Origin of the sequence: Arthrobacter sedimenti (assembly GCF_042652025.1) — a bacterium.
GTDB classification, from domain to species: domain Bacteria; phylum Actinomycetota; class Actinomycetes; order Actinomycetales; family Micrococcaceae; genus Arthrobacter; species Arthrobacter sedimenti.
The window spans coordinates 50338-72958 of record NZ_JBHSDQ010000001.1 but is presented as its reverse complement, the minus strand read 5'-3'; the positions used below and the strand labels follow the sequence as shown (position 1 = coordinate 72958).

At 66.8% G+C, this 22621-nt stretch carries 19 protein-coding genes and 2 tRNA genes; 17 read left to right on the top strand and 4 right to left on the bottom strand.

The genetic code is table 11. The features are described 5' to 3' along the window. Window positions 1–24: 24 nt before the first annotated feature. From metG to ACFO0G_RS00330, 3 genes are all read left to right on the top strand, one after another. Entirely contained in the window at window positions 25–1581 is a 1557-nt protein-coding gene (gene metG, locus ACFO0G_RS00340; protein ID WP_376976031.1) for a methionine--tRNA ligase, read from the top strand. Window positions 1582–1662: 81 nt separating this feature from the next. Continuing rightward, the gene (locus ACFO0G_RS00335; protein WP_376976030.1) at window positions 1663–2715 is read left to right on the top strand and encodes a 3-isopropylmalate dehydrogenase; all 1053 of its coding nucleotides are present in this window, start codon (window positions 1663–1665) and stop codon (window positions 2713–2715) included. 113 nt (window positions 2716–2828) lie between these two features. After that, window positions 2829–3941: a branched-chain amino acid aminotransferase gene (locus tag ACFO0G_RS00330; protein ID WP_376976029.1), complete on the top strand. Its 1113-nt coding sequence runs from the start codon at window positions 2829–2831 to the stop codon at window positions 3939–3941. 80 nt (window positions 3942–4021) lie between these two features. Here ACFO0G_RS00330 and ACFO0G_RS00325 read toward each other — a convergent pair whose 3' ends face one another. Then, window positions 4022–4615, bottom strand: coding sequence for a hypothetical protein (locus tag ACFO0G_RS00325; protein ID WP_376976028.1), 594 nt, complete (start codon window positions 4613–4615; stop codon window positions 4022–4024). A 151-nt stretch (window positions 4616–4766) separates the two neighbouring features. Between ACFO0G_RS00325 and ACFO0G_RS00320 the strand changes: the two genes are divergently transcribed. The 4 genes from ACFO0G_RS00320 to ACFO0G_RS00305 all read left to right on the top strand — a co-directional run bounded on the left by ACFO0G_RS00320 (window position 4767) and on the right by ACFO0G_RS00305 (window position 8694). After that, window positions 4767–5591, top strand: a complete 825-nt coding sequence (locus ACFO0G_RS00320) for an MBL fold metallo-hydrolase (RefSeq protein ID WP_286397666.1) — start codon at window positions 4767–4769, stop codon at window positions 5589–5591. Window positions 5592–5596: 5 nt separating this feature from the next. Further along, window positions 5597–6373, top strand: coding sequence for a fumarylacetoacetate hydrolase family protein (locus ACFO0G_RS00315; RefSeq protein ID WP_142133497.1), 777 nt, complete (start codon window positions 5597–5599; stop codon window positions 6371–6373). A gap of 69 nt (window positions 6374–6442) precedes the next feature. Beyond that, a complete protein-coding gene (gene gltX / locus ACFO0G_RS00310; RefSeq protein ID WP_376976027.1) occupies window positions 6443–7957 on the top strand; it encodes a glutamate--tRNA ligase in 1515 nt (504 codons plus the stop codon). Continuing rightward, window positions 7957–8694 carry an HAD family hydrolase gene (locus ACFO0G_RS00305; RefSeq protein WP_286397660.1) on the top strand — a complete coding sequence of 246 codons (738 nt, stop codon included), beginning with the start codon at window positions 7957–7959 and terminating at the stop codon, window positions 8692–8694. Before gltX ends, ACFO0G_RS00305 begins: the two co-directional genes overlap by 1 nt. Window positions 8695–8773: 79 nt before the next feature. Here ACFO0G_RS00305 and ACFO0G_RS00300 read toward each other — a convergent pair whose 3' ends face one another. Next, complete coding sequence (locus tag ACFO0G_RS00300) at window positions 8774–10336, bottom strand: hypothetical protein (RefSeq protein ID WP_376976026.1); 1563 nt, start codon at window positions 10334–10336, stop codon at window positions 8774–8776. Between the two features lie 299 nt (window positions 10337–10635). On the opposite strand from ACFO0G_RS00300, the gene ACFO0G_RS00295 reads away from it, so the two are divergent. From ACFO0G_RS00295 to ACFO0G_RS00280, 4 genes are all read left to right on the top strand, one after another. Then, window positions 10636–10707: transfer RNA gene (locus tag ACFO0G_RS00295), tRNA-Gln, on the top strand. A gap of 128 nt (window positions 10708–10835) precedes the next feature. Continuing rightward, a tRNA-Glu gene (locus ACFO0G_RS00290) sits at window positions 10836–10911 on the top strand. 190 nt (window positions 10912–11101) lie between these two features. Then, a complete protein-coding gene (locus ACFO0G_RS00285; RefSeq protein WP_376976025.1) occupies window positions 11102–12871 on the top strand; it encodes a dynamin family protein in 1770 nt (589 codons plus the stop codon). Next, a complete protein-coding gene (locus ACFO0G_RS00280; RefSeq protein WP_376976024.1) occupies window positions 12868–14484 on the top strand; it encodes a GTPase in 1617 nt (538 codons plus the stop codon). The genes ACFO0G_RS00285 and ACFO0G_RS00280 overlap by 4 nt, the downstream gene beginning before the upstream one ends. Here ACFO0G_RS00280 and ACFO0G_RS00275 read toward each other — a convergent pair. Continuing rightward, window positions 14481–15041, bottom strand: coding sequence for a DUF1697 domain-containing protein (locus ACFO0G_RS00275; RefSeq protein WP_286397652.1), 561 nt, complete (start codon window positions 15039–15041; stop codon window positions 14481–14483). The two genes, ACFO0G_RS00280 and ACFO0G_RS00275, sit on opposite strands and share 4 nt — an antisense overlap. A gap of 43 nt (window positions 15042–15084) precedes the next feature. Further along, complete coding sequence (locus tag ACFO0G_RS00270; protein ID WP_009356552.1) at window positions 15085–15804, bottom strand: IclR family transcriptional regulator; 720 nt, start codon at window positions 15802–15804, stop codon at window positions 15085–15087. Between the two features lie 113 nt (window positions 15805–15917). Between ACFO0G_RS00270 and leuC the strand changes: the two genes are divergently transcribed. From leuC to ACFO0G_RS00240, 6 genes are all read left to right on the top strand, one after another. Continuing rightward, on the top strand, window positions 15918–17372 hold the full coding sequence (leuC, locus tag ACFO0G_RS00265; RefSeq protein ID WP_376976023.1) for a 3-isopropylmalate dehydratase large subunit: 1455 nt from the start codon (window positions 15918–15920) through the stop codon (window positions 17370–17372). Window positions 17373–17381: 9 nt separating this feature from the next. After that, the gene (gene leuD, locus ACFO0G_RS00260; RefSeq protein ID WP_142133504.1) at window positions 17382–17984 is read left to right on the top strand and encodes a 3-isopropylmalate dehydratase small subunit; all 603 of its coding nucleotides are present in this window, start codon (window positions 17382–17384) and stop codon (window positions 17982–17984) included. A 145-nt stretch (window positions 17985–18129) separates the two neighbouring features. Continuing rightward, the gene (gene murA / locus ACFO0G_RS00255) at window positions 18130–19455 is read left to right on the top strand and encodes a UDP-N-acetylglucosamine 1-carboxyvinyltransferase (protein WP_056335305.1); all 1326 of its coding nucleotides are present in this window, start codon (window positions 18130–18132) and stop codon (window positions 19453–19455) included. 8 nt (window positions 19456–19463) lie between these two features. Beyond that, entirely contained in the window at window positions 19464–20234 is a 771-nt protein-coding gene (locus tag ACFO0G_RS00250; RefSeq protein WP_376976022.1) for a lysophospholipid acyltransferase family protein, read from the top strand. Continuing rightward, complete coding sequence (locus ACFO0G_RS00245) at window positions 20231–21280, top strand: NAD(P)H-dependent glycerol-3-phosphate dehydrogenase (RefSeq protein WP_376976021.1); 1050 nt, start codon at window positions 20231–20233, stop codon at window positions 21278–21280. The genes ACFO0G_RS00250 and ACFO0G_RS00245 overlap by 4 nt, the downstream gene beginning before the upstream one ends. 2 nt (window positions 21281–21282) lie before the next feature. Then, window positions 21283–22431 (top strand): D-alanine--D-alanine ligase family protein, encoded by a 1149-nt coding sequence (locus tag ACFO0G_RS00240; RefSeq protein ID WP_376976020.1) that lies wholly within the window; start codon window positions 21283–21285, stop codon window positions 22429–22431. The last annotated feature ends 190 nt before the right edge of the window (window positions 22432–22621 follow it).

Below are 22621 nucleotides of genomic sequence, written 5' to 3'. Positions count from 1 at the left end.
TGCACCGAAGGTAACCGTCCAACCGTGACTGCTCCAGAGAAAACGCCGTTCTACATCACCACGGCCATCACCTACCCCAACGGCGTGCCGCACATTGGACACGCCTACGAGTACATTGCCACCGACGCCATGGCGCGCTTCAAGCGGCTGGACGGTTATGACGTGATGTTCCTGACCGGCACCGACGAGCACGGCATGAAGATTGCCCAGACGGCGGAGAAGGAAGGCATCACCCCCAAGGAGTTGGTGGACCGGAACGCGGAGATCTACCAGGCGGCGCACTCGGCCCTCGGCATCAGCTACGACCGGTTCATCCGCACCACCGACGCCGACCACTACGCGGCGTCACAGGCCATCTGGAAGAAGATGGAAGCCAACGGCGACATCTACCTCGACAAGTACGAGGGCTGGTATTCCGTCCGGGACGAAGCCTTCTACGCCGAGGATGAGACGGTGGTGAAGGACGACGGCGTGCGCTACTCGAAAGAGACGGACACCGAGGTGACGTGGACGGCGGAGGAGAGCTACTTCTTCCGGCTGTCCGCCTACCAGGACAAGCTGCTGGCCCTCTACGAGTCCCACCCGGAGTTCGGCGCCCCGCAGTACCGCTTCAACGAGGTCATCAGCTTCGTCAAGCGCGGCCTGGAGGACCTGTCCATCAGCCGCACCACCTTCGACTGGGGTGTTCCCGTACCCGGCAACGACAAGCACGTCATGTACGTGTGGGTGGATGCGCTGACCAACTACCTCACCGGCGTGGGCTACCCGGACGTGGACTCGGAGAAGTTCCGGAAGTTCTGGCCCGCCGACGTGCACATCATCGGCAAGGACATCTCCCGGTTCCACGCCATCTACTGGCCTGCCTTCCTGATGAGCGCCGGACTGGAGCTGCCCAAACGGGTAATGATCCACGGCTTCCTGCACAACAACGGCGTCAAGATGTCCAAATCCCTGGGCAACGTAGTGGCCCCGGCGGATTTCGTGGCCCGCTACGGCCTGGACCAGGTGCGGTTCTTCTTCCTGCGCGAGGTCCCGTTTGGGGCGGACGGCAGCTACAACCACGACGCCATTGTGGGCCGGATGAACTCCGACTTGGCCAACAACTTCGGCAACCTGGCCCAGCGGTCGCTGTCCATGGTGGCCAAGAACTGCGGCGCTGCCGTGCCCACGCCCGGTGCGTTCACTGCGGAGGACGACGCCATCCTGGCCCAGGCCAACGGTCTGCTGGACGCAGCCCGCGCCGCCTTCGACAAGCAGGAATTCAGCCGCGCCCTGGAGGCCATCTGGGGCGTACTGCACCACACCAACGCCTACTTCGCCGAGCAGGCGCCCTGGGTGCTGCGGAAGACCGACGTCGAACGCATGAACACGGTGCTGTATGTGACGCTGGAGGTACTGCGGATCGTGGCCATCCTGGCCCAGCCGGTGATGCCGAACGCCACCGCCAAGCTCCTCGATGCGCTCGGCCAGCCGGAAGGCGATGCACGGCTGTTCACCGCGATTGCCACCCCCATTGTTCCGGGCGCTGCACTGCCCGCTCCCACGCCTGTGTTCCCCAAATTCGAGGAACCCGCGGAGTAGCAAAACGCTGGGGCGATGCGCTCGTGTCCAAAGGTTGAGACAGCTTGACCACCATATGGATGTCTTGGCTACCCTGAAAACATGAGCGCATCCTCCATCGATCTTGCAGTAATTCCCGGCGACGGCATCGGCCCCGAGGTCATCGCCGAGGCCCTCAAAGTCCTGGAAAAGGCGGTGGCCGCGGAGGGTGTGGAGCTCAAGTCGACGCACTACGAACTGGGCGCCGGGCACTGGCTGGCCACGGGGGAAACCCTCCCGGACCACGTCCTGGAAGACCTGAAGAAGCGCGACGCCATCCTCTTCGGCGCCGTGGGCGCTGCCCCGGGCGACACCCGCATCCCATCCGGACTCATCGAGCGTGAACTGCTGCTCAAGCTCCGTTTCAGCCTGGACCACTACGTCAACCTGCGGCCCTCGAGGCTTTACGGCACCGTCGGCAGCCCGCTGGCCAACCCCGGCACAATCGACTTCATCGTGGTGCGCGAAGGAACCGAGGGCCCCTACGTCGGCAACGGCGGCAGCCTCCGGGCCGGAACCCCGCACGAGGTCGCCACGGAGGTGTCCCTGAACACCGCCCACGGCGTGGAGCGGGTGGTCCGCGACGCGTTCCGCCGCGCCAGTGCAAGGGAGCGCAAGCACGTCACGCTGGTCCACAAGCACAATGTCCTGGTCTACGCCGGGCACCTGTGGAAGCGCACGGTCGAAGCCGTTGCGCAGGAATTCCCTGAGGTCACCCACGACTACCTGCACATTGATGCCGCCACCATCTTCATGGTCACGGACCCGTCCCGCTTCGACGTGATCGTCACCGATAACCTGTTTGGCGACATCATCACCGACCTTGCCGCGGCCGTCACCGGCGGGATCGGCCTGGCCGCCTCCGGCAACATCAACATGGACCGCACCGCACCGTCCATGTTCGAGCCGGTCCACGGTTCCGCGCCGGACATCGCCGGCCAGGGCAAGGCGGACCCCACCGCGGCCATCCTCTCCGCCGCGCTCCTGTTGGACCACCTGGGCTACCCCGGAGCCGCCCGGAAGATCGAAACCGCAGTGGTTGCCGACGTCGAAAAGCGCGACGGAACCGTGCGCAGCACCAGCGCAATCGGCGACGCCATCGCCGCCGGCCTGTAGCTGCAACTGCCCCGGCAGGTTGCCGCCGGCTTCGGGCGTAAGCTTGTCTCGAATCACCAAATGCCGCCTCGTTGTTCAGCGCTGAACCGCGGGCGGCCGATCGTGGAGGAACCATGACTCAGACCGCCCATGGCGTCGAATTCACCCGGCAGCCCTCGGAGAACCCGAAGTCCGCCGAAGAGCGTGCAGCCATCCTGGCGAACCCGGGATTTGGCAACTACTTCACCGACCACACCGCCATCGTCGACTACAGCGTGGACGCGGACGGCAACGGCGGCTGGCACGATGCCCGGATCGAACCCTACGGTCCGATCGTCCTGGACCCCTCCGCCGCCGTCTTCCACTACGGCCAGGAGATCTTCGAGGGACTCAAGGCCTACCGGCATGCCGATGGCTCCGTCTGGACCTTCCGTCCCGAGGCCAACGCGGCGCGCCTGAACAAGTCAGCCCGCCGGTTGGCCCTGCCCGAACTACCGGCCGAGTACTTCCTCAGCGCCATCCGCGAACTGGTGGCCGCCGACAAGGAATGGGTGCCCTCGGGCGACGGCGAAGCCCTGTACCTGCGGCCCTTCATGATCGCCACCGAGGCCTTCCTGGGTGTCCGGGCTGCCCGTGAGGTGTCCTTCCGGGTGATCGCCTCGCCCGCCGGCAACTACTTCGGCGGCGAGCTCAAGCCCGTCTCCATCTGGATCTCCCGCCAGTACGCCCGCGCCGGCCGCGGCGGCACCGGCGACGCAAAGTGCGGCGGCAACTACGCAGCTTCGCTGATCGCCCAGCAGGAAGCGGAAGCCAACGGCTGCAAGCAGGTGCTGTTCCTGGACCAGGCCAACGACAACGCGGTGGAAGAGCTCGGCGGCATGAACGTGTTCTTCGTCCTGAAGGACGGTTCGCTGGCAACGCCCGCGCTCACCGGCACCATCCTGGAAGGCGTCACCCGGATGTCCGTGATCCAGGTGGCCAAGGACATGGGGCGCAAGGTGGCCGAGCGCAAAATCACCCTGGACGAATGGCGCGACGGCGTGGCCTCCGGCGAGATCACCGAGGTGTTTGCCTGCGGCACCGCAGCGGTCATCACCCCCATCGGGGTCCTCAAGGACGCCACCGAGTTCATCGGCTCCGAGGACGCCAAGGCAGGCGAGGTGACCATGGCCATCCGCGAAAGGCTCCTGGGCATCCAGACCGGCGCGGAACCGGACACCCACGGCTGGCTCACCCGCCTGGCATAGTCAGGCGTCTTAAGTACGACGGCGCCTGCCGGATTTAGGTCCGGCAGGCGCCGTTCTGCGTTTCCGCCGACGGCGGGTGGTCAGCGCCGCGCTGCCTTCCGGGCGGCGTTCTTCATGGCTTTGCGCGAGACCGGCTTGAGTGCCTTGCGGGCAGCTTCCTCCGCCAGGGCCCGGTTGCGGCGGGCATCGATCAGGTCGTTCCAGAGCGTGGTGGCAAAAACGCCGCCGTCCTGGGCGTAGACGTCGTACGGGTAACCGGCGTAGACGGAGGGCGTGGCGCCGGCACCGAACAGGTCTTTGTTGTTGGCCTTGGTCACGGCGTCGCCCACGGCCCAGGCCCTGGTCAGGTGGCGGGTGAGGTTTTCCTGTACGAACACGCTGGCGTCGCCGGACCGGGACGCCTGCTCCAGCAGGGCCTCCAGGTCGGCGGCCAGGATGGCCGCGCCGGCCTGGTCCGCAGGTGCGGAGGCCGCATCCAATTCCGCGGTGATCCCGGAAACAGCTTCCGTCCAGTCAGCCGTTTCGCGGAATTTCTTCCACGTGGGGAACCAGACGATGCTGCCGGTGGCGTGGTTGTGGATGTGCAGGAGGCCGGTGGCCTTCTCGGTTGCGGAATGGTCGTGGCCGTCCGTGTCCGCCTGGGCGAGAAGGTCTGCGAGTGTTGCTGTGCTCATGGGAGGTATCAGGCTTCCTGGTGGTGATCGTAGTGCTGTCACTGGGTGCCAACTCCGGGCTGCGGGCGTTCTATTCCGCCGCTGCGGTGAAGGGCACAGGCTGGGAGCCGCCGACCTAAATTGCAGGGGCCCTGCATGCAAGGATGGGGTCGTGACCTCTGATTCCGGCCCCACCCTGCAGCGCAGCTCCGGCCTCACCCAGTTCATCCTTGCCCCCAACCCCGGGCCCATGAGCCTGGACGGTACCAATTCGTACATCCTGCGCGCCCCCGGCCACCCGCGCACAGTGGTGGTGGACCCGGGGCCCCGGGACGAAACGCACCTGGCGGCACTCGCCGGTGCCGGCGCCGTCGAGCTCGTCCTGGTGACCCACCGGCACGCCGACCACACCGCGGGTGCTGCCCGCCTGCACCAGCTGACAGGGGCGCCGGTCCGCGCAGCGGACCCACTCCACTGCCATGGTGGGGGAGACCCGCTCCAGGACGGCGAGCTGATCAGGGCGGCGGGGCTGGAGATCGCTGTGCTTGCCACGCCTGGCCACACATCGGACTCCGTCTGCTTCCACCTGCCCGCAGACGGGGAGTCCGGTGCGGTGCTGACCGGTGATACCGTCCTTGGGCGGGGGACAACCGTCCTCGACTACCCGGACGGCACGCTGGGTGACTACCTCGCGTCCCTGGACCGGATGGCGGCGCTGGGCCCCGCAACCGTCCTGCCGGCGCACGGGCCGGTGCTGCCGTCCCTTGAAGGCATCGTCCGCAGCTACCGGAGCCACCGGGAGGAACGGCTGGCGCAGATCCGCGCGGCGCTGCACCGGCTGGGCCGGGACGCGTCCGTAGGGGAGGTGGCTGACGCCGTCTATGCCGACGTCGAGCCTTCCGTCCGGCGGGCCGCGGAACTGTCCGTGGCGGCGCAGCTTTCCTACCTGCGCGGCGGGAATGGCGGGCAGGACGACGGCGGCGGGACGGTAGGGTAGGAGCCATGCGTATTGCCAGGTTTGTAGTCGATTCCGATCCCCTGTACGGCGTCGTGGAAGGTGAACCCGGCAGTGAGGAAATCACTGTCATCCACGGCGACCCCTTCTTCAATGGCGTGGAGCGCACCTCCGTGCGCCACAAGCTGGAGGACGTCCGGCTGCTTGCACCCATCATTCCGCGCAGCAAGGTGATCGGCGTGGGCCGGAACTTCGTGGAGCACGCCAAGGAACTGGGCAACGAAGTGCCGGCCCAGCCGCTGCTGTTCCTCAAGCCCAACACTGCCGTCGTGGGCCCGAATGATCCGGTGGTGCTGCCCGAGTTCTCCGAAGAGGTCTCGTTCGAAGCCGAACTCTGCGTGGTCATCGGCCGCATCTGCAAGGACGTGCCGGAAGAGCGCGTGGACGACGTCATCTTTGGCTACACCTGCGGCAACGACCTTACTGCCCGCGACGTCCAGAAGACCGACCTGCAGTGGACCCGTGCCAAGGGCTTTGACACCTCCGCCCCGCTGGGTCCCTGGATCGAGACCGACCTGGACACGGAGGACCTGCAGATCCAGGGCCGGCTCAACGGCGAGGTGCGCCAGGACGGCAGCACCAGCCAGATGATCCGCGGCGTGCGCGAACTCGTGTCGCTGGTGTCGCAGGCCTTCACCCTGCTGCCCGGCGATGTGATCATGACCGGGACACCCGCAGGCGTGGGCCTGGTCAAGGAAGGCGACCGCTTCGAGGTGGAAATCGAGGGCATCGGGCGGCTGTCCAACCCCATCGTCCGCCGGTAACGCTGTCCCGGGCACCGTCCTGCCGGGCGGGAGGCCGGGCCCGGCCAGGCGGGTAAAGTTGAAGCCACTATGAGTATCGCTTCTTCGTCACCTGCCGCCTCCATTCCGCCCGTCACTGCCGAAACGCCCGTCCGCGTCCGTTTCTGCCCCTCACCCACGGGTACCCCGCACGTCGGACTGATCCGCACGGCCCTGTTCAATTGGGCCTACGCGCGCCACACCAAGGGCACGCTGGTCTTCCGGATTGAGGACACGGACGCGGCACGGGACAGCGAGGAGAGCTACCACCAGCTGCTGGACGCGCTGAAGTGGCTGGGCATCGACTGGGACGAGGGCGTGGAAGTGGGCGGCCCGCACGAGCCCTACCGTCAGTCCCAGCGCGGCGACATCTACCAGGACGTCATCAAGCGGCTGCATGAGGGCGGATTCATCTACGAGTCCTTCTCCACCCCGGAGGAGATCGAGGCACGTCACCGTGCCGCGGGCCGGGACCCGAAGCTTGGCTACGACGGTTTTGACCGGCACCTGACGGAGGAGCAGCTTACCCAGTACCGGGCGGAGGGCCGGCAGGCTGTCCTCCGCCTGCGCATGCCGGACGAGGACATCACCTTCACCGACCTGGTGCGCGGCGAGATCACTTTCAAAGCCGGATCCGTGCCCGACTTCGCGGTGGTCCGGGCCAACGGCGCGCCGCTGTACACCCTGGTCAACCCGGTGGATGACGCCCTGATGGGCATCACCCACGTGCTGCGCGGCGAGGACCTGCTCAGCTCCACGCCCCGCCAGGTGGCCCTGTACCGGGCGCTGTACGCCATTGGCGTGGCCGAGTACATGCCGGAGTTCGGCCACCTGCCCTACGTCATGGGACAGGGCAACAAGAAACTCTCCAAGCGCGATCCAGAGTCCAGCCTCTTCCTGCACCGCGAGCGGGGCTTCATTCCCGAAGGGCTGCTGAACTACCTGTCGCTGCTGGGCTGGTCCCTCAGCGCGGACGAGGACATCTTCACCGTGGAGCAGCTCGTGCAGCACTTCGACATCCACGACGTCCTGGGCAACCCCGCACGCTTCGACCTCAAGAAGGCCGAGGCCATCAACGGCACCCATGTCCGGATGCTCGAGCCCAAGGTGTTCCGCGACCGCGTGGCGCACTACCTGCGCGAGGCGGGCCTGGTGGGGGAGATCCTCACCGACCGCGAGGAAGAGATCCTCACCGAGGCCGCACCGCTGGTCCAGGAGCGCATCACCCTGCTGGGTGAGGCGCCGGAGATGCTGGCGTTCCTGTTCAAGGCGGACGACGCCATCGATATTGCCGATGACGCCCGCAAGGGACTCTCGGCCAACCTTTCCGAGGTGCTGGACGCCGCCATTGCCGCATTGGAGTCGGTTGAGGACTGGACCGCGGAGGACATCCAGGCTGCCCTCAAGCAGGCCCTGGTGGAGGACATGGGGATCAAGCCGCGGCTTGCCTTCGGCCCCGTGCGGACGGCTGTTTCCGGCCGCCGCGTGTCGCCGCCGCTGTTCGAGTCCATGGTGATCCTGGGCAAGGAGTCCTCACTGCGCCGGCTTCGCGCCTTCCGCGGCTGATGGCCGCCCCCAGCCCGGCACGTGCCGCCGCCCTGAATACGCCGTTCGGGGTGGTCCGGGGCGTCCTGTTCGACATCGATGACACCCTGGTGGACCTTGAGTACTCCATGACCACCGCCCTGCGCGAGGTCAGCGAACACCTCCTGCCCGGCCTGGACCAGGCCGGGTGGGAACACTTTGGGCGCATCTTCACGCACGAAACCACGCACTATTACGACCGCTACCTTGCGGGGGAGCTGACGTTCAACGAACAGCGCCTGCTCCGGGGGCGGGCCGCCCTGGGGCACTTCGGTGTGGAACTTGCCGACGGCGAGGAATCACACCGGTGGCTGAGCGCCTATATGGAGAAGCAGCCCGCATACGTCAAACCATTTCCCGACGTGCTGCCCCTGCTGGACATTCTCGACGCCGCGGGCATTCCTTACGGTGCCGTGAGCAACAACGTCCACGACTACCAGCGGGCCAAGCTGGACGGTGCCGGACTGGAGCGGGTCACCCACCTGGTGGGCACCGACACCCTGGGCGTCGCCAAGCCGAATCCGGCAATGTACCTGGAAGGCGTCCGGCTGCTGGGCACTGCCCCCGGCGAGACGCTCTATGTGGGCGACAACCGGCTGCTTGATGCTGAGGGATCCACGGCTGCAGGTTTGGTAGGCGTGTGGCTCAACCGTTCGGGCGAGGTCGTGGAGGACTTCGACGGCGGCATGGTGGCTTCCCTGAATCAGCTGCTGCCATAGGCCAGCTGCTGGCATAAACCCGTCGGCCGCGGCCCTTCGCAAAGGACCGCGGCCATCAGGTCAACTGGTTTGATGCCCGTCAGGCGGCTTTGAGGCCAACTGCCCGTCGGCGAAGGACCAGGTAGGCGGCGACGGCGGCAGCCACCAGCAGTGCCACGAGCAGCAGCGCGATTGCGGGGCTGTTGAGCCACGACGACGGCGAGACAGCCGCAACCTTCGTGTGCAGTTCCTCGGTTCCGGCAGCGATCCTTGAGTTGCCGTCCGCCAGCTTGCCGGCACCCTCGGCCAGTTTGCCTGATCCGTCGTCCAGTTTGCCGTTGCCGTCTGCCAGCTGCCCCGTGCCGTCAGCGAGCTTAGCGGAACCGGACTGCAGCTGGCCTGTGCCCTGGCTTAGGGTTACCGTGCCGTCGGAGAGCGCCTGGGTTCCGGCCAGCAGGCCAGGGTTGGCCGGGTCGCCGTCGCCGTTAACTCCCGCGCTGAGTTTGGTGGTGCCATCTTGCAGGCTGTTCGCTGCGTAGATCAGGCCGGGGCTGTCCGGGTTGCCTGGGACACCGTCCATGCCCACGCGGATCTTTGTGGTGCCCTCCGCCAGCATGGTGGTGCCCAGCACCACGCCTGGATTCTGCGGGTCCGTCGCATTGAGCTTCTCCGCCAGGGTGGCGAAGCCTGCCTTCAACCGGCCTGCGCCGTCGTTCAACTGGCCGGCTCCCGTGTTCAACTTGTCCGTTCCGGCCTTGAGCTGCGCGGCGCCGTCGTTCAGCTTTGCTGCCCCCGCATCGAGCTGCCCTGCCCCCGCGTAGGCCCTCCGCCCGCCGTCGGCCAGCTTGGCAATCTGGTCCTTGATCACCGCAAGCGGCACCAGGCCCTGGGGGCCGTTCGCCGCCGCTTCAAGCTGGTCCAGCCCCTGGCTGAGCGCGGCCAGCCCGTCGCCCTTGGTGGGATCATTGCCCGCACCCGGGTAACCCTTCAGCTGCGCTGTTCCGCTCTTGAGCGCCCCAGTGCCGGCGCTCAGGCTGCCGGCCCCGGCATCCAGTTGTCCGGCTCCCGCTGCGAGCTGGTTGGTGCCGGCAGCCAACTGGCCAGCCCCGTCCGCAAGGTTGTTGGGGGCGTTTCCAGCAGGAGTGGGGGTCAGTGCCGCGGACAGGGCGACGGCGCCCGCCTGCAGCTTCTTGGCGCCGTCGTCCACCTGGTAGACGCCCGGAACAAGCTTGTTCAGGACATCATTCTGCAGCTTGGTGGTGCCTGCGTGCAGCTTGTCCACCCCCGGCGCGAGCTGGTCGCGGACTCCGGTATAGATCTTCCCGGCACCCGTCTGCAGTTCCGCCGCGCCCGCGTTCAATGCGGTGCTGCCGTCCTTGACTTTGACGGCGCCGTCCTTGACCTGCACCGCTCCCTGGTTGGCTGCCCCGGCGCCAGTGGCCAGCTGGCCCGAACCGTCTTTGAGCTGGGCAGCTCCTGCGGCGGCCTGCTCAGCTCCATCCATGAGCTGTGCGGCACCGTTGGAGATCTGGCCTGTGAGATAGGTGTAGAAGGCAAGAAAGAGAACCAACAAGAGGGACAGGACGATGATGGCGGTGGACTGGGAGCGGATTCGAGGTTTGGCTGCTGCGATGGTTGCTGTGCGGGTTGTCAACGCTGACACTTCCTAACTCTCCGCTGGACGGCGCTGCCCGGCGGTGTGAACCGTGGTTGGTAAGGCGTTCCCGTTTTCCTCATGGGTGCCCGGTGGGTAGGGCGGGGAGGTTGTTACCGATGGGTAACTTACTCGAGAGTAACCACAGGGCTGGAGGGACGGCAAGGGTTTTGATGGATTGCTTTGGCCGGGCCACCGGGGGCGCGGATGCCGATTTGTGCCAGCCGAAAGTCTCGGGTAAAGTAATTTCTCGTGCTGAGGCGCACGGAGCAGGGAGAACGCCCTGAAAACCGGCCCGAAAGTACCATTGGGATATGGTGTAATTGGCAACACTACGGTTTCTGGTACCGTCATTCTAGGTTCGAGTCCTGGTATCCCAGCTCTGATTTGAACGCTGATTTCAGCGGCCAAACAGGAGGTTTCCACTCGGTTCGCCGATTTGAAACCAAAGCAAAGTGTGTGAAATACTCACTGAGCTTGAGCAGCGGAAATGCTGTTGAAAGTACCTGGCCCCATCGTATAGCGGCCTAGTACGCCGCCCTCTCACGGCGGTAACGCGGGTTCGAATCCCGCTGGGGTCACCATCGAAAATGGTCCCGGGCAATAGCCCGGGGCCATTTTTGTTTCCCCCCAATGCCGGTTGCTGGAATCCCCTGTAGATGGACAAGACCCCTCGTCCTTTAGTGGGGAGTTGTCCTTCAGGCGGGGAGTGCAAGACTGTGGGGGACGCGCCGCGCCAGCGCCCAAGGAATCCTGAACTGGCATGATGTTGCTGTGACCTCCCACAACGAGCACCACCGCCCCGCCCAGACGGCACCGCAGGCTGCGGCGGCGGTGACGCTGCTGGAGGAGGTCCGTGACGGCCTGGACGACGTCGCGCTGCCGCTGGCCCTGCCGGGTGCGGAGCAGGCGCGGAGGGAAACGTCGGCTGCAAGAGCGCAACTTGATGACTACGTCCTTCCCCGGTACCGCAGCCTGGACGCCCCGCTGCTCGCCGTCGTCGGCGGTTCCACCGGCGCCGGGAAATCCACGCTGGTGAACGGGCTCGTGGGGCACCCCGTGACCCGCGCAGGCGCCATCCGCCCCACCACCCGCCAGCCCATCCTGCTGCACAATCCCGCTGAGGCGGGCTGGTTTGAAGGCCAGCGCGTCCTGCCGGGACTGAGCCGGATCCGCGGAACCCTGGCGGCCAGCCCCGTACCCACGGTCCGGACCGGCGCGGCAAACACTGCCATCGACTCGCTGGTGCTGCTGGCCGATCCTGCCGTGCCTGCCGGCATCGCCCTCCTTGACGCCCCCGACGTCGACTCCATCTCCGACCAAAACCGCCTGCTGGCAGGGCAGCTCCTGGCCGCGGCGGACCTATGGGTATTTGTCACCACAGCCAACCGGTACGCGGACGCCGTGCCCTGGAAGCTGCTCCTGGACGCCGCTTCCAGGGACATCACCGTTGCGGTGGTGCTGGACCGTGTGCCGCAGGGCGCCGAGGCCGAGGTGAGCCAGGACCTCAGGGGACTTCTCGACCGTGAAGGACTCTCGGCAAGCCGCCTCTTCGTAATCCAGGAAACCGTCCTGGACCAAGGCGGCATGCTGCCTGCGGGAACCGTGGACGAGCTGCACGGGTGGCTCTCGTCGCTGGCCGCCGACGCCGCTGGCAGAGCCGACGTCGCACGTCGGACCCTGAACGGCGCCGTCCGCGCACTGGCCCAGCGCATCACGGACATCGCGGACGCCGTCCGTGAACAGGAAAGGGCAGCTGCACGGCTCGAAGCGGATGCCGTGGCAGCCTACGGTGACGCGGCCACCCGGATCCTCGATGCCACCCGGGACGGCGCGCTGCTTCGCGGCGAGGTCCTGGCGCGCTGGCAGGACTTTGTGGGCACCGGCGAGTTCTTCCGGACGCTTGAGCAGAACGTGGGGCGGTTCAGGGACCGCCTGGGCGCTTTCTTCCGGGGTGAGCCGGCTCCGGCGGTCCGGGTTGAGGCGGCCATCGAGACCGGGCTGCAGGCAGTGATCGTTGATGAAGCAGCCAACGCTGCAGACGACACCGACCGGCGGTGGCGGTCGGATCCGGCCGGCCGCCAGTTGCTGGGCCTGGACGATTTGTCCGGTACCACGCCGGACTTCGCCGATCGGGCGGCGGCCGAAATCCGGGCCTGGCAGGAAGCATTGATGGAGCTGATCCGCACGGAAGGGCAGGGCAAGCGCACTCAGGCCCGCTGGTTGTCCTTTGGCATCAACGGGCTCGGTGCCGCGCTGATGATCGTGGTGTTCTCCATGACAGCCGGACTGACCGGTCTTGAGATCGGCGTCGCGGGCGGCACCGCCGTCGTGGGCCAGCGCCTGCTGGAGGCCGTTTTCGGCGAGGACGCGGTGCGCCGCATGGCGGACAAGGCCCGCGAGGACCTGGCGGCGCGCTGCCAACAACTGCTGGAGGATGAACAGCAGAAGTTCCTGCAGCGCCTGCCGGACGAAAATTCCGAGCTCGCGCAGCGGCTTGCTGCCCAGGCCGGGGAACTTGCACGGCTGGCGGAGAAGGCGTGAGCCGCCATAGCGGGGCGCGGGGGTCCACGCGGCTGGACGACCGGCTCCAGTCACTCCAGGACGCCCGCGAACTGGGGGAGGGGGTGGTTCCGGACGAGGCGCTGCAGGAAGCATTCGATGTCCTGGAGCGCGCCAGTTCCCGCCGCTCGTTGTCCGCCGACCACACCGTGGTGGGCTTTTTCGGCGCGACAGGCAGCGGTAAGTCCTCCCTGTTCAACGCTGTTAGCGGCGCGGAAGTCGCGACGGCGGCCGCCCGCCGTCCCACGACGTCGGAACCACTGGCAGGTGTCTGGGGGGCGACGGGGAGCGAGGCACTCCTTGACTGGCTGGAGGTGGGAAACCGGCACCAAGCGGCGGCGGTGGACGGCTTCGCCGATGAACAGACCGGGCTGATCCTGCTGGACCTGCCTGACTTTGACTCCACCCGGGCGGCAAACCGCGAGATCGTGCAGCGGATGGTGGGCATGGTGGACGTCCTGGTCTGGGTGCTCGACCCGCAAAAATATGCCGATGCCGCCCTCCACAACGGATTCCTGGCGCCCCTCGCAACCCACGGGGCCGTCACGCTCGTGGTCCTGAACCAGGTGGACCGACTGCCGGCGCATGATGTGCAGCCGGTGCTCGACTCGCTGCACGCGATCCTCGCAGGGGAAGGACTGGGACAGGTGCGGGTGCTTGCCTCGTCGGCCGTCACGGGAGCGGGCATCCCCGAAGTGCGCGCTGCCATCCGCAAGGTCGCCGTCCTACGCCAGGCCCAGTCCCGGCGGTTGGACGCCGATCTGACCAAAGCGGCGGAGGACCTGCGGCGTGCTTCCGGCGAAGGGGAGGCTGCGGGGGTGCGTGCCGCGGCAAAGACGAGGCTGGCTGAGGAACTGGCCCAGGCAGCGAACGTCCCTGCCGTGGTACGGGCCGTGGGGCAGTCCTACCGGCTGGAGTCCGTGCGCAGGACGGGCTGGCCTGTAACCCGCTGGCTCTCCCGCTTCCGGCCGGACCCGCTGCGGCGGCTCAACCTGCGGAGGGACGCTCCTGCGGAGCTGAACAGGACATCGCTGCCGCCAGCCGGCGCCCCGGAACGGGCCAGGACGGATGCGGCGGTCAGGGAGTTTGCGGATTCGGCCAGTGCGGGAGCGCCGGGACCCTGGCGGGCGGCGATCCGGGCGACGGCAAGGGCCGGAAGGGACCGGCTTCCCGACGCGCTGGACCAGGCCATCGCCGGAACCGATCTCGGAGCCAACCGCAAAGCCTGGTGGTGGGGGCTCTTCAACATCCCGCAGTGGCTGGCGCTGCTGACGGTGCTGGGCGGCCTGGGTTGGCTGGGTGTCCTGGCCGGGCTGGCCTACCTGCAGTTGCCGGTGCCGGAAGTGCCCCGCGTAGAGGGATGGCCGGTGCCCACCCTGATGATCGCGTTCGGCTTGGTGTTGGGGATCTTCCTCGCCATCACCGGCCGCTTTATTGCGGCAGGCGCTGCACGGGCGCGTGCCGCAAGGGCCCGACGGCGGCTCAACAGTGCCGTTGCAGGTGCGGCTCAGGAGCTGGTGGTGGCCCCGGTGGAGGCGGAGATTGCCCGGCTGGCAGCCTTCAACAAGGCGCTGAAGAAGGCAGGGCCAGGCTAGGAGCCTTTTGCCTGCCCGGCGTCGAGGGCGGCCGCGGCATCACGGACCTTTATCAAGGTGCGCAGGTTCCGCGTGGTGGTGGCCGCCTTGAACTTCGCCTTGGAGCTGACCTTGCTGAAGGGGCTGTCAAGGGTTCCGCCCACCGGGGCGAGCCAGGCAAGGGCCTCCGGCCCCAGCCGCTGCTGGTTATGCTTCTCCAGCAACGACCCCGCTGCTTCCAGCTCATCCAGGCTAGGGATGTCCGACGAGATGGTGATGTACGTGTGCGTGGACTTGTCGTCTTCTGGATAGGGACAGGCATCCACCAGTTGGGCCACCCTGCCGGCATCCAGGACCACCACCCATGCGTCGTAGCCGAAGGTGGCACGGAGGCACTTTTCGCATTCCTGCTTGACGGCCGCCGCGTCCAGGTTGCTGGAGAGCACCACGTTTCCACTGGCCAGCAGGGTTTTTGCGTCCGGAAAACCGCAGTTCTTCAGGGCGTCCCGAAGGTCCGCCATCTTGATATTGATTCCGCCCACATTGATGCCGCGGAGGAACACTGCGTAGCTGTCCATGGCCACAGCCTAGCGGCGGGAACGGGCGGGGGAGTGGAAGGTGCTAGTCGTTGTTTTTCCGCAGCGCCTCGGTGAGGATCCGGCCGGCGTTGCACACCACTTCCGCGTGCAGCCGCCCCGGCTGGCGGGTCAGCCGCTCGATGGGGCCGGAAATCGAGACGGCGGCAATCACCCTTCCGGACGGACCGCGGACGGGGGCCGAGACGGAGGCGACCCCGGGCTCGCGTTCGCCAAGGCTTTGTCCCCAGCCCCGACGTCGTACGCCTGCCAGGACGGTGGGCGTGAAGCGCGCCGACTGCAGTCCCTCGAGGAGCCGGTCGTGGTCCTCCCAGGCGAGCAGGACCTGGGCGGCGGAGCCTGCTTTCATGGACAGTTGGGTGCCGACGGGGATGGTGTCGCGAAGGCCGATGGGGCGTTCGGCGGAGGCGACGCACACGCGCCAGTCGCCCTGCCGCCGGAAGATCTGGGCGCTTTCACCCGTGGCATCGCGCAACTGCATCAGCACGGGGCCCGCGGAGGCGATCAGGCGGTCCTCGCCGGCGGCCGAGGCAAGCTCCACGAGCCGGCTGCCGAGGACGAACCGGCCCTGGATGTCGCGGCTGACCAGCCGGTGGTGCACCAGTGCCAAAGCGAGGCGGTGGACGGTGGGCCGGGCCAGTCCGGTAGCGGCCACCAGCTGCGCCAGCGTGGTGGGTCCTGCCTCGAGTGCGTCGAGCACCTGGGCCGCTTTATCAATGACACCGACTCCACTAGAATTGTCCATGTAATGATATTGCCGTCTCAGTATCTGAGATGCAAATCTTTCGGCTGGCGCAGCGCGGAGCCGTCCTGATTCAGTTGGACTAATCAGCCAAACAGCAGTGAAGGGAGATGGCCATGGCAAAGACATTGGCCGAGAAAGTCTGGGACGCACACGTGGTGCGCAAAGGTGACGGCGAAGGTGCCAACGCCCAGCCCGACCTTCTGTTCATCGACCTCCACCTGGTCCATGAAGTCACGTCCCCGCAGGCGTTTGAAGGCCTGCGCCTGGCCGGCCGCAAACTGCGCCGCCCGGACCTGACCATCGCCACCGAGGACCACAACACCCCCACCCTGGACATCGACAAGCCGATTGCCGATCTCACCAGCCGCACGCAGATCGAGACCCTGCGCCACAACTGCGCGGAGTTCGGTGTCCGGCTGCACAGCCTGGGCGACGCCGAACAGGGCATCGTCCACGTGGTGGGCCCGCAGCTGGGCCTCACACAGCCGGGCATGACCGTCGTCTGCGGCGACTCCCACACCTCCACACACGGCGCCTTCGGTGCCCTGGCCATGGGCATTGGCACCTCCGAGGTGGAGCACGTCATGGCCACCCAGACCCTATCGCTGAAGCCGTTCAAGACCATGGCCATCAATGTTGAAGGGACGCTGCGTCCCGGTGTCACGGCCAAGGATATTATCCTGGCCGTCATTGCGAAGATCGGCACGGGCGGCGGGCAGGGCTACGTCCTGGAATACCGCGGCTCCGCCATCCGCGCCCTGTCCATGGAAGCGCGGATGACCATCTGCAACATGTCCATCGAGGCCGGCGCCCGGGCCGGCATGGTGGCCCCGGACGAAACCACCTATGCCTACATGTTGGGCCGCCCGCACGCGCCGGAAGGCGCTGAGTGGGATGCCGCCGTCGAATACTGGAACACGTTGAAGACCGACGACGACGCCACCTTCGACGTCGAGGTGGACCTGGACGCCGACACGCTGGAGCCGTTCGTCACCTGGGGCACCAACCCCGGGCAGGGCGTCTCCCTGTCCCAGGCCGTACCAAACCCGGCAGATTTCGGTGATGAAAATGCCAAGGCGGCCGCCGAACGCGCCCTGCAGTACATGGGCCTGGAAGCCGGGACCCCCATGAAGGACATCCGCGTGGACACCGTCTTCCTGGGCTCCTGCACCAACTCGCGCATCGAGGACCTGCGCGCCGCGGCGGACATCATCCGCGGCCGCGAAAAGGACCCGAAGGTCCGGATGCTGGTGGTTCCGGGTTCGGCCCGTGTCCGGCTCGAAGCCGAGGTCGAGGGCCTGGACCGGGTGTTCAAGGACTTCGGCGCCGAATGGCGGTTTGCCGGCTGCTCCATGTGCCTGGGCATGAACCCGGACCAGCTGGAGCCGGGGGAGCGGTGCGCCTCCACGTCCAACCGCAACTTTGAAGGACGCCAGGGCAAGGGCGGCCGCACGCACCTGGTCTCCCCGGTGGTGGCGGCGGCCACGGCGGTGCGCGGCACGCTCAGCTCGCCGTCGGACCTTGAACCGGCTCCCGAACCCGCCGCCATCCGCATCGACGCAGCCTAGGACAACACCATGGAAAAGTTCACCAAGCACACCGGCATCGGCGTCCCGCTGCGCCAGAGCAATGTTGACACCGACCAGATCATCCCGGCGGTGTACCTCAAACGCATCACCCGCACCGGCTTCGAAGACGCCCTGTTCTCCGCCTGGCGCAAGGACCCCTCCTTCATCCTGAACCAGGAGCCGTACAACGCCGGTTCAGTACTGGTGGCCGGCCCGGACTTCGGTACCGGTTCCTCCCGCGAGCACGCGGTGTGGGCGCTGAAGGACTACGGCTTCAAGGCCGTCCTGTCCTCCCGCTTCGCCGACATCTTCCGCGGCAACTCGGGCAAGCAGGGCCTGCTGGCCGCCCAGGTGGCCCAGGACGACATCGAGCTCATCTGGAAGGAGCTCGAGAACGCCCCGGGCACCCAGGTGACGGTGGACCTCGAGTCAAAGACCGTGGTGTGCGGCAACATCGTGGCACCCTTCGAGATTGACGACTACACCCGCTGGCGGCTCCTGGAAGGCCTGGACGACATTGGACTGACCCTCCAGCACGAGGCCGACATCACCGCGTACGAGGCGACCCGCCCGGCCTTCAAGCCCAAGACCCTGCCGGCAAAGCTTTCCTAGCCGCCTGGCAGCTGCGTGGCGGGATGCGTCCCGCCACGCCCCGCCGCCGGTGCCCCCTTATTTCGGTTCGGTAACGCGACCTCCTATGCTTGGTTGGAGCCTTTGCAAGGTATTTGGGGGCTAGTGATCGTGAGGAAACCGGTATATGAGTAGTGTTCTGACAATCCGCGGCGGTGTCCCGCTTACAGGCCGCGTCAGCGTCCGCGGGGCAAAGAATCTTGTCCCCAAGGCAATGGTGGCGGCGTTGCTGGGCAACGAACCCTCGGTTTTGCGGAACGTGCCGGAAATCAAGGACGTGGAGGTGGTCACCTCCCTGCTGCAGCTGCACGGCGTGACCGTGGAGAAGGATCCGGTCAACGGAGATCTCACCCTCGACCCCAAGGCGGCCAAGACGGCGCCCAGCACGGCCATCGACGCGCACGCCGGAGACTCCCGAATTCCCATCCTGCTGTGCGGGCCGCTGATCCACGCCATCGGCGAGGCCTTCATCCCGGACCTGGGCGGCTGCAAGATCGGCGACCGCCCCATCGACTACCATCTGGACGTCCTGCGCCAGTTCGGCGCCGTGGTGGAGAAACGCCCCGGCGGCATCCACATCTCCGCGCCCAAGGGACTGCACGGGGCCAAGATCTCGCTGCCGTACCCGTCCGTGGGCGCAACCGAGCAGGTCCTGCTGAGCGCCACCCGCGCCGAGGGCATCACCGAACTTTCCGGCGCAGCCACCGAGCCGGAAATCGTTGACCTCATCGCGGTGCTGCAGAAGATGGGCGCCATCATCAGCGTCCAGACGGACCGCACCATCCGCATCGAGGGCGTCCGCGACCTGGGCGGCTACAACCACCGGGCGCTGTCGGACCGCAACGAGTCGGCATCCTGGGCTTCAGCTGCTCTCGTGACCCGCGGCGACATCTTCGTCGAGGGCGCGTCCCAGCGCGACATGATGACGTTCCTGAACACCTACCGCAAGGTGGGCGGCGGAATGGATATCGGCGAGGACGGCATCCGGTTCTACCACAAGGGCGGAAAGCTCAATCCGTTGGTGCTTGAAACGGACGTCCACCCAGGCTTCATGACCGACTGGCAGCAGCCGCTCGTCGTGGCGCTCACCCAGGCCGAGGGCGTCTCGATCGTTCACGAAACCGTCTACGAGAACCGCTTCGGCTTCACAGACGCCCTGATCCGCATGGGCGCCAGCATCCAGGTTCACCGCGAATGCCTGGGCAGCGTCCCGTGCCGGTTCGGACAGCGTAACTTCCTGCACTCAGCCGTCATTTCGGGGCCCACCCAGCTCAAGGGCACCGACATCGATGTTCCGGACCTGCGCGGCGGCTTCAGCCACCTCATTGCCGCCCTGGCGGCTACGGGAACCTCCCGGGTCACCGGCATCGACATCATCAACCGGGGCTACGAGCGCTTCACCGAAAAGCTTGCCGGTCTCGGTGCCGATTTCGACATCACCACCACGAAGTAGAGCGGACTGTGAAGGAATCTGCCAAGAGCAGGGCCACATTTGTGTTCATTGCCGGCATCGCCCGGCCGCTGCTGAACTTCATGATGTCCAAGACGTGGGAAGGCACCGAAAAACTTCCCGCCAGCGGCTTCATCGCCGCCCCCAACCACTGCACCGAGATCGACCCCCTGGTGGTGGGCCACATGCTCTACAACCAGAAGCGGGCGCCGCACTTCCTGGCCAAGGCCTCGCTGTTCAAAGTCCCCGGCCTGGGCCCGCTCCTTACGGCCACCAAGCAGGTGCCGGTGGAGCGTTCGACGGCGGGAGCGAACCGCTCGCTGCAGGTGGCGCAGGAGATCGTGGCTGAGGGCGGAGCCATCATCATCTACCCTGAGGGCACGCTGACGCGCGACCCGGACCTGTGGCCGATGAAGGGGCACACGGGCGCAGCCCGACTGGCCCTTGAAGGCGGAATTCCGGTAGTGCCCATCGCCCACTGGGGCGCGCATGAAGTCTTCCCCAGGTACGGCAAGACATTCCACCTGTTCCCGCGTAAGCGCTCCCGCGTGGTGGTGGGAGATCCGGTGGACCTCAGCGCTTTCAGCGGCCGTCCCCTGGACAAGGCAACGCTGACGGAAGCCACCGACGTGATCATGGACGCCATCACCACACTCCTGGCCGGCCTGCGCGGCGAGCAGCCGCCGGCCCAACGCTGGGACCCGGCCAAGCAGCAGCAATCCAAGCACGGACGGTTCGTCGAACGCGGACAGCAGCCCGGGACAGGAACGGACGCTCCGTGACCGCTGACGCAAAGCCGGGAGCAGCCCGCACCGTGGCTGTCCTCGGGGCAGGGTCCTGGGGGACCACGTTCGCTAAAATCCTCGCGGACGCAGCCATCGCCACGGGGACTCCGCGTGCCATCAAGCTGTGGGGCAGGCGCGCCGAAGTGGTGGAGGAGATCAACACCAGCCACCGCAACAGCGACTACCTCAAGGACATCGTCCTGCCGGAGAGCATCACAGCGTCCACCCACGTCCGCCAGGTGTTGGCCGGAGCCGAACTTGTGGTGGTTGCCGTTCCGGCCCAATCCCTGCGCCCGCAACTGCGGGAGTGGAAGGACATGATCGCCCCCGGGGCCGTCGTCGTATCCCTCATGAAGGGCCTGGAGCTTGGAACCGATGCCCGGATGAGCGAGGTTATCAGCCAGGAACTGGGCCTCCCGCCGGAACGCATCGCCGTCGTTTCCGGGCCCAACCTCGCCATGGAGATTGCCCGCGAGGAGCCTACGGCGTCCGTCGTGGCCTGCACGGACTCCGCCACGGCAGGCTGGCTTGCCAGGACGTGCACCGCCCCCTACTTCCGGCCGTACACCACCACGGACGTCGTCGGCGTCGAAATCGGCGGCATCGTCAAGAACGTGATCGCGCTGGCCGTGGGAATCTGTGAGGGCAAGGAGATGGGGGACAACACCAAGGCCTCGGTGATCACCCGGGGGCTCGCGGAAACGTCCCGCCTCGCGCTGGCGCTGGGCGGCGAGGCCAAGACCATGGCCGGGCTCGCCGGGCTTGGCGATCTCGTGGCGACCTGTTCGTCCGCGCTGTCCCGGAACCATACCGCCGGCAGGCTGCTGGGCCAGGGCCTGACGCTGGAGGAGGTGGGCCGCAAGATGACCCAGACCGCCGAAGGCATCAAGTCAGGCCAGGCCGTCCATGAACTCGCCGGCAAGCTCGGCGTCGAAATGCCCATTACTGCCGCCGTTGTGGCGGTGCTGGCAGGCAAGCTGTCCGTTGACCAACTGGGGCCGGTTCTGCTGTCCCGGGAATTGAAACCTGAAGGCGATTACTGACCATGTCCCACGACACAAACACCCACGGGGAAACCGCCTCCAGCCGGAAACCGCGCGTTGCCGTGCTCTTCGGCGGACGATCCAGCGAGCATGCCGTAAGCTGCGTTACCGCCGCCGGTGTCCTGGGCGCGATCAACAAGGACAAGTACGACGTTATCCCCATCGGGATCGCCAAGACCGGCCAGTGGGTCCTTGCCCCGGCGGAAACGGCCCAGTGGTCCCTCGCGGCATCATCCCTCCCGGAGGTCGTGCCGTCGTCGGACACTGTCACCCTGGCCGAGATCGGCGGGGAACACCAGCTGATCGTGGCGTCGCCCAACCAGGTCCCGCAGGAACTGGGCGCCGTGGACGTGGTTTTCCCGCTGCTGCACGGCCCGTTCGGCGAGGACGGCACCATCCAGGGGCTCCTGGAGCTGTCAGATACCCGGTACGTTGGCGCGGGCGTACTGGCCTCCGCCGTCGGCATGGACAAGCACTACATGAAGGTTGTTTTCGAAGCTGCCGGGCTCCGCGTGGGCCCCTACGTCGCAGTGACGGACAGGCAGTGGCGCCGGGATCCCGAATCTGTCCGCAAGCAGGTGGACCGGCTCGGGTTCCCCGTATTCGTCAAGCCGGCCCGTGCGGGCTCGTCCATGGGCATCTCGAAGGTGGACTCCCTGGAGGAACTGGATGCCGCCATCGAAGAAGCCCGCCGCCACGACCTCAAACTCGTGATCGAAGCCGGGATCGTGGGACGGGAGATCGAATGCGCGGTCCTGGAAGGCAGGGGCACCGACGCGCCGCGGACATCCATGCCGGGGGAAATCGAGGTGTCCGGCGGAACCCACGAGTTTTACGACTTCAATGCCAAGTACGTCGAGGATGATGCCGCGGCGCTGAGCTGCCCAGCGGACATCCCGGCAGAGGCTATCTCCCGGGTCCGCGAACTGGCGGCCACCGCGTTCGACGCCGTGGGAGCCGAGGGCCTGAGCCGCGTGGACTTCTTCTACACGCCCGACGGCGAGTTGATCATCAACGAGATCAACACGATGCCCGGCTTCACGCCCAAGAGCATGTACCCGCAGATGTGGGCAGCCTCCGGCTTGGAATACGCCGACCTGATCGATGAGCTTATCTACTTGGCGCTGAACCGCAAGACTGGCCTCCGCTAGGCCCCACCGGCACCCTAACCTCGCTTCGCTTCGGTCAGGGAACCCTGCCGGCGTGGGCCCACCCACCGGCACCCTAACCTCGCTTCGCTTCGGTCAGGGAACCCTGCCGGCGTGGGCCCACCCACCGGCACCCTAACCTCGCTTCGCTTCGGTCAGGGAACCCTGCCGGCGTGGGCCCACCCACCGGCGC

Excerpts from the sequence above, each read along its gene's own strand:
- ACFO0G_RS00335 (WP_376976030.1), top strand. The coding sequence starts at position 1,663 with ATGAGCGCATCCTCCATCGATCTTGCAGTAATTCCCGGCGACGGCATC.
- ACFO0G_RS00330 (WP_376976029.1), top strand. The coding sequence starts at position 2,829 with ATGACTCAGACCGCCCATGGCGTCGAATTCACCCGGCAGCCCTCGGAG.
- ACFO0G_RS00325 (WP_376976028.1), bottom strand. The coding sequence starts at position 4,615 with ATGAGCACAGCAACACTCGCAGACCTTCTCGCCCAGGCGGACACGGAC.
- ACFO0G_RS00315 (WP_142133497.1), top strand. The coding sequence starts at position 5,597 with ATGCGTATTGCCAGGTTTGTAGTCGATTCCGATCCCCTGTACGGCGTC.
- gltX (WP_376976027.1), top strand. The coding sequence starts at position 6,443 with ATGAGTATCGCTTCTTCGTCACCTGCCGCCTCCATTCCGCCCGTCACT.
- ACFO0G_RS00305 (WP_286397660.1), top strand. The coding sequence starts at position 7,957 with ATGGCCGCCCCCAGCCCGGCACGTGCCGCCGCCCTGAATACGCCGTTC.
- ACFO0G_RS00275 (WP_286397652.1), bottom strand. The coding sequence starts at position 15,041 with ATGGACAGCTACGCAGTGTTCCTCCGCGGCATCAATGTGGGCGGAATC.
- ACFO0G_RS00270 (WP_009356552.1), bottom strand. The coding sequence starts at position 15,804 with ATGGACAATTCTAGTGGAGTCGGTGTCATTGATAAAGCGGCCCAGGTG.
- leuC (WP_376976023.1), top strand. The coding sequence starts at position 15,918 with ATGGCAAAGACATTGGCCGAGAAAGTCTGGGACGCACACGTGGTGCGC.
- leuD (WP_142133504.1), top strand. The coding sequence starts at position 17,382 with ATGGAAAAGTTCACCAAGCACACCGGCATCGGCGTCCCGCTGCGCCAG.
- murA (WP_056335305.1), top strand. The coding sequence starts at position 18,130 with ATGAGTAGTGTTCTGACAATCCGCGGCGGTGTCCCGCTTACAGGCCGC.
- ACFO0G_RS00240 (WP_376976020.1), top strand. The coding sequence starts at position 21,283 with ATGTCCCACGACACAAACACCCACGGGGAAACCGCCTCCAGCCGGAAA.